This is a genomic window from Corynebacterium sp. LK2590 (assembly GCF_040946105.1).
Classification (GTDB): Bacteria; Actinomycetota; Actinomycetes; order Mycobacteriales; family Mycobacteriaceae; genus Corynebacterium.
Map to the genome: position 1 here is coordinate 47444 of NZ_JAYWMH010000007.1, position 12153 is coordinate 59596.

Annotated in this window: 10 protein-coding genes; 4 read left to right on the top strand and 6 right to left on the bottom strand. The window is 63.1% G+C overall.

The features are described from left to right. Positions 1–3: 3 nt before the first annotated feature. Complete coding sequence (gene gyrA / locus VVR85_RS09400; protein WP_368520638.1) at positions 4–2559, bottom strand: DNA gyrase subunit A; 2556 nt, start codon at positions 2557–2559, stop codon at positions 4–6. A gap of 100 nt (positions 2560–2659) precedes the next feature. On the opposite strand from gyrA, the gene VVR85_RS09405 reads away from it, so the two are divergent. From VVR85_RS09405 to VVR85_RS09415, 3 genes are read left to right on the top strand one after another with little or no spacing between them, the layout of a single operon-like run. Then, entirely contained in the window at positions 2660–2869 is a 210-nt protein-coding gene (locus tag VVR85_RS09405) for a CopG family transcriptional regulator (RefSeq protein WP_368520639.1), read from the top strand. Next, positions 2866–3135 carry a cell filamentation protein Fic gene (locus VVR85_RS09410; RefSeq protein WP_368520640.1) on the top strand — a complete coding sequence of 90 codons (270 nt, stop codon included), beginning with the start codon at positions 2866–2868 and terminating at the stop codon, positions 3133–3135. Before VVR85_RS09405 ends, VVR85_RS09410 begins: the two co-directional genes overlap by 4 nt. Before the next feature lie 6 nt (positions 3136–3141). Then, positions 3142–3588, top strand: a complete 447-nt coding sequence (locus tag VVR85_RS09415) for a DUF6918 family protein (RefSeq protein WP_368520641.1) — start codon at positions 3142–3144, stop codon at positions 3586–3588. 87 nt (positions 3589–3675) lie between these two features. On the opposite strand, the gene gyrB is transcribed toward VVR85_RS09415, so the two are convergent. The 5 genes from gyrB to dnaA form a co-directional block, all read right to left on the bottom strand. Further along, positions 3676–5748 (bottom strand): DNA topoisomerase (ATP-hydrolyzing) subunit B, encoded by a 2073-nt coding sequence (gene gyrB / locus VVR85_RS09420; RefSeq protein WP_368520642.1) that lies wholly within the window; start codon positions 5746–5748, stop codon positions 3676–3678. Between the two features lie 114 nt (positions 5749–5862). Continuing rightward, positions 5863–6567: a DciA family protein gene (locus tag VVR85_RS09425; protein WP_368520643.1), complete on the bottom strand. Its 705-nt coding sequence runs from the start codon at positions 6565–6567 to the stop codon at positions 5863–5865. Then, a complete protein-coding gene (gene recF / locus VVR85_RS09430) occupies positions 6567–7751 on the bottom strand; it encodes a DNA replication/repair protein RecF (RefSeq protein WP_368520644.1) in 1185 nt (394 codons plus the stop codon). The genes VVR85_RS09425 and recF overlap by 1 nt, the downstream gene beginning before the upstream one ends. A 25-nt stretch (positions 7752–7776) precedes the next feature. Beyond that, positions 7777–8967 (bottom strand): DNA polymerase III subunit beta, encoded by a 1191-nt coding sequence (gene dnaN / locus VVR85_RS09435; protein ID WP_368520645.1) that lies wholly within the window; start codon positions 8965–8967, stop codon positions 7777–7779. 711 nt (positions 8968–9678) lie between these two features. Further along, complete coding sequence (dnaA, locus tag VVR85_RS09440; RefSeq protein ID WP_368520646.1) at positions 9679–11346, bottom strand: chromosomal replication initiator protein DnaA; 1668 nt, start codon at positions 11344–11346, stop codon at positions 9679–9681. A 660-nt stretch (positions 11347–12006) separates the two neighbouring features. Here dnaA and rpmH point away from each other — a divergent pair. Further along, a complete protein-coding gene (gene rpmH / locus VVR85_RS09445; RefSeq protein ID WP_035106118.1) occupies positions 12007–12150 on the top strand; it encodes a 50S ribosomal protein L34 in 144 nt (47 codons plus the stop codon). The last annotated feature ends 3 nt before the right edge of the window (positions 12151–12153 follow it).

Here is a 12153-nt window from a genome sequence, read left to right on the forward strand (position 1 = left end):
GTATTACTCCTCGTCCTTGGCGGAATCGTTCGCCTTGAGCTGTTCGGCCTGCACGTCTTCCACGGTCTTTTCGCCCTTAGCTACTGCTTTGGCTTCTTCTTCGCCGCTTTCTTCGACGTTGCGGTCGATGGCCAAAAGCTCCACGCCGTCGGCCAGGTTGACCAGGCGCACGCCCATAGTAGCGCGCGAGGACGGGCGAATCTGGTTGACCTCGGTACGGACCACGCCGCCGGCGGAGGTGATGGCGAAGATCTCGTCTTCCTCATCCACCGAGATGGCGGCGATGAGCTTGCCGCGCTTCGGGTTGTACTTGAAGGTCATCACGCCCATGCCGCCGCGGCCCTGCGGGGTGTATTCCTCGATGGCGGTGCGCTTGCCGTAGCCGCCGGAGGTGGCCACCAGCAGGAACTCGCCGTCGTGGACGACGGACATGGACAGCAGCTGGTCGTCGCCCTTGAAGCGCATGCCCTTCACACCGGCGGTCGCGCGACCCATCGGGCGCAGCTGGTCGTCGTCGGCGGTAAAGCGAATTGCCTGGCCCTGCTCCGAGGTGAGCAGGATGTCGTCGCCTTCGCCCACCAGGGACGCGCCGATCAGCGCGTCGCCCTCGTTCAGGTTGATGGCGATAAGACCGGCCGAGCGCGCCGACTCGTAGTCGGTCAGGCGGGACTTCTTAACCCGGCCCTGCTGGGTGGCCAGCACCAGGTACGGGGCGTCCTCGTAGGACTGGATTTGGATGATCTGGGCGATCTTTTCCTCCGGCTGGAACTCCAGCAGGTTGGCCACGTGCTGGCCGCGGGCGGCGCGGCCGGCCTCCGGCAGCTCGTAGGCCTTGAGGCGGTAGACCCGGCCGAAGTTGGTGAAGAACAGGATCCAGTCGTGGGTGGAGCAGATGAAGAAGTTCTTGACGATGTCGTCCTGCTTCAGCTCCGCGCCGCGCACGCCCTTGCCGCCGCGCTTCTGGGCCTTGTAGGAATCCACCTTGGTGCGCTTGGCGTAGCCGGTGCCGGTGATGGTGACCACGACGTTTTCGCGGGCGATGAGGTCTTCGTCCGTGACGTCGCCGGTCGCGGCAACGATCTGAGTGCGGCGATCGTCGCCATACTTTTCCACGATCTCGGCGAGCTCGTCGTGCACGATCTGGCGCTGGCGGGTCTCGTTGGCCAGGATGTCCTTCAGGTCGGCGATGACTTCTTCGATCTCGGCCAATTCGTCGACGATCTTCTGGCGCTCCAGGGCGGCCAGGCGGCGCAGCTGCATGGCCAGGATGGCGTCCGCCTGGACGTCGTCCACGTCCAGCAGGGACTTCAGGCCCTCGCGGGCCTCGTCCACGGTGGGACTGCGGCGGATGAGGGCGATGACCTCGTCCAGCATGTCGAGGGCCTTGACCAGGCCGCGCAGGATGTGGGCGCGCTTCTCGGCCTCGTCCAGGCGGAACTGGGTACGCCGGACGATGACCTCGATCTGGTGGGCCACGTAGTAGGACAGCATTTGATCCAGGCGCAGGGTGCGCGGCACGCCGTCGACGATGGAGAGCATGTTGGCGCCGAAGGAGGTCTGCAGCTGGGAGTGCTTGTAGAGGTTGTTGAGGACCACGCGAGCCACGGCGTCGCGCTTGAGGGTGACGACAATGCGCATGCCCACGCGGTCGGAGGACTCGTCCTCAATCTTGGAGATGCCGGCGATCTTGCCGTTGGCCACGGACTCCGCGACGTTGGAGATGAGGTTATCCGGGTTGACCTGGTAGGGCAGCTCGGTAATAACGATGGTCTGGCGGGAGCCGTGCTCCTCGATGCTGGTCACGCCGCGCATGCGGATGGAACCGCGGCCGGTGGTGTAGGCGTCCTTGATGCCGTTGTCGCCCACAATCAGGCCGGCGGTCGGGAAATCCGGGCCCTTCACGCGTTCCATGCAGGCGGCCAGGGCTTCTTCCTCGCTGGCGTTCGGGTTGTCCAGCAGCCAGTAGATGGCCTCGGCCAGCTCATTAAGGTTGTGCGGCGGGATGTTGGTGGCCATGCCGACGGCGATACCGCCGGAGCCGTTCATCAGCAGGTTCGGCACGCGGGACGGCAAAACGTCCGGCTCCGAGGTCTTACCGTCGTAGTTCGGGGAGAAGTCGACGGTGTTTTCGCGGATATCGCGGACCATCTCCATGGCCAGCGGCGTCATCTTACACTCGGTGTAACGCATGGCGGCCGGGCCGTCGTTGCCGCGGGAACCGAAGTTGCCCTGGCCGTCAACCAGCGGGTAGCGCATGTTCCAGGACTGCGCCAGGCGGACCAAGGTGTCGTAAATGGCGGAGTCGCCGTGGGGGTGGAACTGGCCCATGGTGTCAGAGACCGGGCGGGCGGACTTCACGTAGCCGCGCTCCGGGCGGTAGCCGGAGTCGAACATCGCGTAGAGGATGCGGCGGTGCACCGGCTTCAGGCCGTCGCGGACCTCCGGGAGGGCACGGCCGACGATGACGGACATGGCGTAGTCGATATAACTCGACTCCATCTCCTGGTTAATATCAATCGGAAAAATCCGATCGAAATCTTCTTTATTGTTGTCACTCATAACCACCTATTGTACTGGGACAAAGGCGCAGACGGGCATTCACGGGCCCAGAATATCCCGAAAAGGTCATATCTGGTATCACGGTGATACCATTTCGGGCATGGCCATGACCTTGCGACTATCCCCCGATCTAGACCACGCGCTGACCCTGCTGGCGTCCGCGTGGGGCACCTCCAAACACGAGGCCGTCGTCCGCGCCGTGACTTTGGCGGCCGCCCGCACGCTTAACGATGCCGCCATCCAAGACCTCGCCCGCTCGTTGCTGCCCGGCCGCGCCCAGCTGGAATCCGAAATCCGGTCCGCCCGATGAGCCCGGAACAGCTGCTGCTCGTGGCCCGCGAATACCAGCGTCTGCACTCGGCGGCTCGCGTGAGCAATTTCGCGGCACTGGCCGCGGCCTCAGCGGCCGCCCACGCCCACATCGACGGCATCGCCGTGCACGCCTCTGACCTGACCGCCGCCCGGGCCTTGCGCACCTGCCTGCGCGCCTTCCCGGCGCTGAGCACCGGCAACGAGGATTTCGCTGAGCTCAGCGCGCGCGTCTTCCTGCGCGCTCGGGAGCAACCGGTAGATTGATCTTCTATGACCGCAACCAATCTCTCTCCCCTGCTCAAAGAACCCCGCCGGAACTCCACCGTCTCCGACCTGGAAAAGCTGGCGGACAAGATCATCGATAGCCAGACCGGCATAAGCGGCTTCGCCTTGAAGGCCGCCCTCAAGGCGGCCACGAAGGTCCGCCCCAACGTCTTGGCCCAGGCCATCGACCGGCTGCTGCCCGACGTGCTGGGCGAGCTGGAGGGCTACTGGCAGGAGTTTTCCGGTAGCAACTCCGACGACTTCGGCGTCTTCCTGGCCCCGCGCAGCCAGCAAGTCACCGACAGCCTGCTGGCCGTGGCCGACCAACACGCCGAGAAGGTCAACAACGCCACCCTCGCCAAGGCCTACCAGAGCCTGCGAGGCAAGGCCGCCGGCCTGCTGGAGCCCTACGTCACCGACATGGGACAGATCCTGCAGCGCAACCTGGGTTAGACGCAAAAAGACGGCAGTGGGAGTGAGTACTCCTGCTGCCGTCTCTTCTATGACCTAGCGTCTCCAGTCAAAGGCCCGGTCGCGTCTTTAGACGTCGAGGAAACGGACGTCCTTGGCGCGGCGGGTGATAAACGAACGGCGGGCCGAAACGTCGTCGCCCATGAGGATGGAGAACAGCTCGTCGGCGCGCTGGGCGTCTTCCAGATCCACGCGGCGCAGGATGCGGGTCGTCGGATCCAGGGTGGTCTCCCACAGCTCCTTGGCGTTCATCTCGCCCAGGCCCTTGTAGCGCTGGATGCCGTCGTCCTTGTTGATCTTGCGGCCGGCGTTCAGGCCCTCCTGAAGCTGCTCGTCGCGCTCGTCGTCGGAGAAGGCGTAACCCGGGGTGCCCTTGGACCACTTCAGCTTGTAGAGCGGCGGGTTAGCCAGGTAGACGTGGCCTTCCTCAACCAGCTGCGGCATGAAGCGGAACAGCAGGGTCAGCAGCAGCGTGGCGATGTGCTGGCCGTCGACGTCGGCGTCGGCCATCAGCACGATCTTGTGGTACCGCAGCTTGGAGATATCGAATTCCTCGTGGATACCCGTGCCCAGCGCGGTGATGATGGCCTGGACCTCGGCGTTTTTGAGCACCTTGTCCATGCGGGCCTTCTCCACGTTCAGGATCTTGCCGCGCAGCGGCAGGATCGCCTGGTAGAGGGAATCACGGCCGGCCTTAGCGGAACCACCTGCGGAGTCGCCCTCCACGATGTAGAGCTCCGAAATCTTCGGGTCCTTGGAACGGCAATCCGCCAGCTTGCCGGGCAGGCCGCCTAGGTCGGTGGCGGACTTGCGGCGGACCATCTCGCGGGCCTTGCGGGCGGCCTGGCGCGCGTGGGCCGAGGAGACGGCCTTGTTGATGATGGCCTTGGCCTCCGCCGGGTTGGCGTCGAACCAGTCGTTGACGTGCTCGTTGACCGCGCGCTGCACGAAGCCCTTGATCTCGGAGTTACCCAGCTTGGTCTTGGTCTGGCCCTCGAACTGCGGGTCGCCGACCTTGACGGAGATGACCGCGGCCAGGCCCTCACGGCAGTCTTCGCCGGAGAGGTTGCCGTCCTTTTCCTTGAGCAGCTTGTGCTCCTTGGCGTAACGGTTCATCAGGGAGGTCAGCGCCGCGCGGAAGCCCTCCTCGTGAGTACCGCCCTCGTAGGTGTTAATCGTGTTCGCGAAGGTGTGGACGGACTCCTTGTAGCCCTGGTTCCACTGCAGCGCGACCTCGACCTCGTGATCCTCACCCATGGCGTCGAAGCTGACGATGGTCGGGTGGATCGCAGTCTTGGTCTTGTTGAGGAACTTCACGTAGTCCACCAGCCCCTCGGGGTAGTAGAACGTGGCCTTCTTCTGCAGCTTCTTCTTCGGCTTGTCCTCCGCCTGCTCCTCGGCGGATTCCGGGTCGGCCGGATCCTCGTTGATGTCGGCGTCGTCGAAGGAGGCGGCATCCAGCTGCGACTCCCCGGACTCGGCCTCGGCGATGGCCTCGAGCTCGAGCTGCTCCTGGGTCACGCGCTCGTCCACCAGCTCGATGGTCAGGCCCTTGTTCAGGAAGGCCATCTCCTGCAGGCGACGCGCGATCGTGTCGTAGTCGTAGTCGGTGGTTTCGAAGATCTCCGGATCCGCCCAGAAGCGGACGGTGGTGCCGGTCCCGCGGGCGTTGCCGCCCTCGACCAGGTCCTCCGGGATGGCGTTGACGAAGTTCTGGTACCAGTGCTTCCCGTCGCGCTTGATCTCCGCCTCCACGCGTGTGGACAGCGCGTTGACCACGGAGATACCCACGCCGTGCAGGCCGCCGGAAACCGCGTAGGAATCCGAGTCGAACTTGCCGCCCGCGTGCAGCTGGGTCATGACCACCTGCACGGTGGGCGCGCCGGAAGCGTGCATGGAAACCGGGATACCGCGGCCATCATCGATGACCTCCACCCCGCCGTCCTTGAGCAGGCGCACGGTTACCTTGGTGGCGTAACCTGCCATCGCCTCATCGACCGAGTTGTCCACGACCTCCCAGATCAGGTGGTGCAGGCCGCGTATGCCGGTGGAACCGATGTACATGCCCGGGCGTTTGCGAACTGCCTCGAGACCTTCCAGGATCGTAATTGATCCGGCATCATATGCTGGTTGTTCAGCCACGGAACTACGTTCTCCTTTTGGCTATAGCTAGTTTTAAGACCTTCATCATTCTACACTGTGGTCCCCTACCGAAGGCCAGCTACCACGCCTTAAAACCGCCTTTTAAGGGCTAATTTAGCCGTAGGTGTCTTGGGAGCCTTGAGGTTTGACCCACATCCGGCCCTGGTAGTTGCGGTGTTGCTTGGGGCCTACGATCTTCAGCTCGGTGACGACGTCGGGGCCGATGGTCTCGGCGATTCGCTTGATGATCTGATGCTGCAGGTAGCGCAGCTCCGTGGCCCAGTTGGAGTTATCGGTCTGGATATAGACCGTCTGCCCATCAATCTTCTCCGGCCGGGTGTGCGCGGCGATGCGCTCTCCGACCAGCAGGGCCCAGTGCCCCATGATCCAGCCATGGGCCAGGTCCTGCTGCCACCCGCGCTCGATGATCTCGCGGCCCAGCGCCATGCCGAGGCTGGGGACGCCGATGGAGCGTGCCACCCGGCGGCCGTCGGCGCCGCTGGGGCGGCCCTCCTGATAGCCCTGGTAATTGTCTATCTCGGTATACCGCTTGAGCGAGGAAATCGAGTGAATATCCCGCTCGTCGCCGGTGTCCTGGGTCTCCTCATCCGCGTCGCATTGTTCACGCTTCTTTGAGTTTCCCAACAGCTTGCCGGCGATGCCGGGTACCGAAAGGTCCTCGCGGCCGGGTTCCATCCGCAGCTTGCGGGCCCGGCGAGCCAGCTTGGGCGGGTTCTTGGCCGTCAGGCGAATGCGGTGGAAGAACTCACTGACCGGGTCATCGGGATCAAATTCTTCGCGTTCTACCCAGCGCGCCACTACTGCTCCTCCGGGGCGTCCGCGGAATCATCTTCCGCAGAGATTTCCGAGATTCGGCCCTCGTCGGTATCGCGCACAGTGACCTCGTAGCGGTGGATGGTCTCGAGGTTGTCCGGCAGGTCCTCGTCCACCGCGGCGGTGATGAGTACCTGTTCGGCGTCGCTGGCTAGGTGCACGAGCTTCTGGCGCCGCTTCGCATCCAGCTCGGCAAAGACATCGTCCAGGATCAGCACCGGGTCGCTTCCCTCCTGGCGCAGCAGGTTGAACTCCGCCAAGCGCAGGGCGATGGTGTACGACCAGGTCTCGCCGTGGCTGGCGAAGCCCTTGGCCGGCTGCGGTCCCAGGTTCAGGACGAGATCGTCGCGGTGCGGCCCGACCAGGGAAATCCCGCGTTCAATCTCCCGGTTGCGAGCGTTGCCCAGCTCCGCCAGCAGCACGGCTTCTAAGACCTCGCGGTCGCTGGTGTCGATCGTGGACTTGTAGCTAATCTCCGCCGGGCGCGACTCGGGAGCCAGCCCCGCGTAAGCGGCGGGGATGAGCTCGGAGAGGGCATCGACAAGCTCGAGACGGGCGGCAATCACCTGGGCGCCCAGGTGCGCCAACTGCCCGTCCCACACGTCCAAGGTGGAAAGCGCCGAGGCTCCTTCGTCGTCCTGGTAGCCGCGGCGCAGGGCCGGCGATGCCGACTTCAGCAACGCGTTGCGTTGCTTGAGCACCTTGTCGTAATCCGCCTTGACCCCGGCTAACCGCGGGGTGCGCGAGGCGATGATGGTGTCCAAGTAGGCCCGGCGCTCGGCCGGCTCGCCGCGGACCAAGGCCAGGTCCTCCGGGCAAAAGAGCACGGTCTTGACCACGCCCAACAGCTCGCGGGGCGAGTTCAGGCGGGTGCGGTTGATCTGGGCCTGGTTCGCGGCATGGGGCTTGAGCAGCAGGTGCGTGGTAAGCTCCCGGCCCTGGTTGACCGCGGTGATAGAGATGCGCGAATTCTGGGTGCCCTGGCGGATGAGCGGGGCGTCGTGGTTGACGCGGTGCGAGGACAGGTGGGCGGTATAGCCCACCGCCTCGACGATATTCGTCTTGCCGAAACCGTTGCGGCCCACGAACAGGGTGATCCCCGGCTCGAGCTGTAAGTGCAGGTTGGGCCAGGAACGGTAGTCCCGCAAATCCAGATCGCGAATATACATGCGTTAGACGCACCCCGCTTTCTGTTTAACCGGGCAGGCGAACCGGCATAAGCAGGTAGGTGAAGTCGGTCTCCGGGGTCGGGAAATTACCGTCTGCGTCTGCCTCCGGCATGTTTTCGGGTTCCGGGATCATGATGGCCGGCCGGGACGGCTCGGTGAAGCCGAAAACCACGCGGTCGGTGTGCACCACGCCCAGGCCGTCCTTCAGGTAGCTCGGGTTGAACGCGATGATGAGTTCCGGAACGCCGGAGAAGGCACACGGCAGGGTTTCCTCTGCGGTACCGGAATCCGAACCGCCGGCGGACAGGATCACCTGGCCGGAGGTGAACTGCATGCGGATCTGCGCGTTGCGCTCCGTCAGCAGGGACACGCGCCGGATGGCTTCTTGCAGCGGACCAATCTCGATGGAGGCCATCGCCGTGTGGGTCTTGGGCAGCAGCGGGGCGACGTTCGGGAAGTCCGCGTCCAGCATGCGCGTGGTGGTCTCCCGGCTGTCGGCGTGCAGGCCGAATAGGCCGTCGCCGCCGATGTTCTCGCCGGTACCCACGGCGATCTCGACGGGGGTGTTCAGGCTGGTATCCAGCGTGCGGGCATTGTCCTGGAGGGTCTTCGCGGGGACCAAAAGCTTGGCCTCGATGCTGTCATCCTGCGGCTCCCATTCCACCGTGCGCATGGCCAGGCGGAAACGGTCCGTGGCGGTGAGGTGGATGGTCTTGCCCTGGATGTCCATGTGCACGCCCGTGAGCATGGGCAGGGTGTCATCCTTACCGGCAGCGGAGGCGACCTGGAAGATCGCGTCCACGAAGAGCTGCGGGTTGATGGTGCCGGTGACCTCCGGCAGCGTCGGCAGCTGCGGGTAGTCATCCAGGGGGATTAGCGGCAGCTCGAAGCGGGAGGAGCTACAGGTCAGCAAAACCTTGTTGCCATCCAGGCGCAGATCCACCGGCTGGTTGGGCAGGTTAGCCACAATCTCAGCGATCAGCTTGCCGGCAACGGCAATTCGGCCGGGGTTTTCCACTTCCGCCGGGATCCGCACGCGCGTGGATACCTCGTAATCAAAGCCGGTAAGTTCCAGTCCCTGCTCGTCAGCGGTGATCAGCATAGCGCGCAGGACAGGCTGCGTGACCTTGGTCGGCAGGTTGCGAGCAACCCAGGCGACTGCGCTGGACAGGTCGTCCTTGGCCACGCGGAATGACACGGAAGAGGAATCATCCATGGTGGGTCTAGCTCCTAGAAATTCGCGAATTATGTAAGTGCTTCCAACTTACCCGATCACTACCCGCGCTCGATCCGCGGGTTGAACGACATTTTGTCATTCTAGTCCGGGCCGTCTCGGCGGGCGAGGCGAGCCAGGGCCGGACTTTTTCACACACCCTAGTTTTGTTGGATCTCTAGAAATTTAAAGTAGCAGTAGTAGTAACCGCTGTGGGATCTGTGGATAGCGCCCTAAATGACAAGTTCGGAGCGCAGATCCGGGCTGTGGGTTCGGCTGTGATCATTCTGTGATCAAATTGACCGTTCTGTGATCAAACTCGGATTCTTGTCATTTGATCACAGGGGCGCGCGGTTTGATCACCGGAATTACACAAATTCCCTCACAGATCGGGCCGGGAGGCGTTTGCCCTGTGTAATTCATTTTTGTGAGGCGGATCTATGAATTACAAGTCTGTAATTACACAGGTGTGGATAACCGTTGTGGATAAACTTCTTTCCCCGTTGCGAGCTGGTTCGATGCCCAGTATGGGGCGGAGCCGGGAGGGCTCGTGTCGGGCCGTTAGATGTGTAATTCCAAGAATCGTGGACTCTGTGTCCGAGTTACCGAGTTTCCGAGTTATCGGGAGGACTAGGCCGGAGGAGTAGGGATGCAGAAAGGCCCGCCGTCCCTCGGGGAGATGGCGGGCCTTGGTTTTTGTGTTCTTTGTCGCGGTTAGCTGCGTCCGCGGGCCTTGATCCGTTGGGTCAGGGTTTGAATCTCGTCGTAGGTGGCGCGCTTTTCCGTCATTTCCTTGCGGATCTTGCGATCGGCGTACATGACGGTGGTGTGGTCCTTACCGCCGAAGTGATCGCCGATCTTGGGCAGGGAAAGCTCGGTGAGCTCGCGGCACAGGTACATGGCCAGCTGGCGCGCGTGGGCGACGGTGCGCTTCTTGCCGGCGCCGGTCAGCGTGGAGACCTCGATGTCGAAGTACTCCGCGGTCACGTCCATGATGGTGGCCGGGGTGATCTGGGCATCGGCGGCATCCGGGGCCAGGTCCCGCAGGGCGATCTCGGCCATCTCGACGTTGATGGGTTCGTTGACCAGCGAAGAATAGGCCGAGACGCGGATGAGCGCGCCCTCCAGCTCGCGGATCGAGGACTCGAAGCGGGAGGCGATGAGCTCCAGGACCGCGCGGTCGACGGTGGTGCCGTCGGCGGCCGCCTTCTTCATCAGGATGGCAATGCGCGTTTCCAGGTCCGGCGGCTGAATATCCGTGATGAGCCCGCCCTCAAAGCGGGTGCGCAGGCGGTCCTCCAGGGTGGTCAGCTGCTTGGGCGGGCGATCAGACGACAAGATGATCTGCTTGTTGGCCTGGTGCAAGGCGTTGAAGGTGTGGAAAAACTCCTCCTGCGTCGACTCCTTTCCCTCCAGGAACTGGATGTCGTCGACCATGAGGATGTCCAGGTTGCGGTAGCGCCGCTTGAAGGACTCCTGGCGGTCGTCGCGCAGGGAGTTGATGTAGTCGTTGGTGAATTCTTCGGAGGAAACGTACTTCACCCGCAGGCCCTTGTGCAGGTACTGCGCGTAGTTGCCGGCGGCGTGGAGCAAGTGCGTCTTGCCCAGGCCGGAGCCGCCCCAGATAAACAGGGGGTTGTAGGCGCGGGCCGGGTTTTCGGCTACTGCCACGGCCGCGCCGTTGGCGAAGCGGTTGGACGAGCCAATGACGAAGCTGTCGAAGGTGTGCTTCGGGTTCAGCGACTGATCGCGGTTCGGGTCGTGCGCCGGCTCCTCGCGCGGCATCCGGTTGCCGTAGTGCGGCGTCTGCTGCGGCTGCTCCACCGGGGCGGGGGTCTCCGGCTGTTGCTGCTGGTAGTGATCCGCCAGCTCGTCGAGGCTGGCCGGTGCGTGGGTCTGGGACCACGGCTCGCGGCGGTGCGGCTGCTCGCTGAATTCGCGCTGCTCCGGCGCCGGCTGCGTAGCGGTCTGGGCGGCGGCCGGATCCGTGATCTGGTGCGGGAAGTCCGGCATCTTGGTCACGTCGACCTGGTGCAGGCCCGGTTCGGGCTCCGGTTCGGGCTCGGGCGTGGGCTGCGGCGCGGCAGGTGCCTCGGGCGCGGCGACCGTCACGGCCAAGGCGCACGGGCTGGCCAGGTGCCGGTTGAGGGACTTGGTGATGTAGTGTCCCAGTTCCTGCTCGAGGGTGCGCTTGCCGGTTTCATCGGGCGCGGCGATCAGCGCGTAGCCGTTCATGACCATGATGGGCTGGGCGATCTGCAGGTACAGGCGCTGGGAGTGGGTAAAGGTTGGTACGTCGGAGTCTGGCTGCTCAGATTGAGCCAGGAGATCATCGACCACAGTTCGCCAGGTGGCGTTTATGTTCGCTTGCGGATCAGACACACCGTTGCCTTTTATTCTCGTTGACGGATAGGGACATATCGCAGCCAAAAGCGCGCCGGAGGACGCGCAGATTGCCGAAATTACAGTTTTCCACGGGGTTAATCACAACGGGATTTTGTGGTTAACCTCGGTTTCCACAGAAGTTTTCACAGGTGTGAAAGATCAGTTTATCCACAGCCTATACGATAGGGTGTGGATAAACTGCACTCGGGTGTTTACCGCTTGTGACCTCGGAAAACTCCGTAAGTCTCAACTATCGATTAAGGGTTATCCACACCCGAGTGCTTTCTGTGGAATATCGATTCTTCATTGATACCCCTTCGATCGCGGCGCTGTCTAGCGGGCGATTTTGCCCCTTCGCGTGTCGCTTCCCGGCGTGGGTGTCACGGTGATGGCACAATCCCAGTAAGACTGGCAAATCTATGGCCTTAGCTGGGCGAAACAACATCTTTGTAATTTCGGGTACCCCTGTGTGTCGATTTGTTTCGAGGTGGGTTCGTCACGTAATCTGTCAGGGTCTATCGCAACTTTATGGTTGCGCGTAAATGCATAACTCGCGCGGGGATCGCGCGCTTTGGTTGCGCTTTACGGAATCTAATCGTCGTGGAGGCGAGGGTTTATACTCTCCGCCTCCACACCCAAATTTCAAGGAGTTTTACCGTGGCAAAGGGAAAGCGGACGTTCCAGCCGAACAACCGTCGTCGTGCACGCAAGCACGGCTTCCGTACTCGTATGAACACCCGTGCAGGTCGCGCCATCGTGGCCGCACGTCGCAAGAAGGGTCGCGCTAAGCTGACCGCTTAAGAC

Bases quoted from the DNA above. Each gene is read 5' to 3' on its own strand.
- gyrA (WP_368520638.1), bottom strand. From the start codon at position 2,559: ATGAGTGACAACAATAAAGAAGATTTCGATCGGATTTTTCCGATTGAT.
- VVR85_RS09405 (WP_368520639.1), top strand. From the start codon at position 2,660: ATGGCCATGACCTTGCGACTATCCCCCGATCTAGACCACGCGCTGACC.
- VVR85_RS09410 (WP_368520640.1), top strand. From the start codon at position 2,866: ATGAGCCCGGAACAGCTGCTGCTCGTGGCCCGCGAATACCAGCGTCTG.
- VVR85_RS09415 (WP_368520641.1), top strand. From the start codon at position 3,142: ATGACCGCAACCAATCTCTCTCCCCTGCTCAAAGAACCCCGCCGGAAC.
- recF (WP_368520644.1), bottom strand. From the start codon at position 7,751: ATGTATATTCGCGATCTGGATTTGCGGGACTACCGTTCCTGGCCCAAC.
- dnaN (WP_368520645.1), bottom strand. From the start codon at position 8,967: ATGGATGATTCCTCTTCCGTGTCATTCCGCGTGGCCAAGGACGACCTG.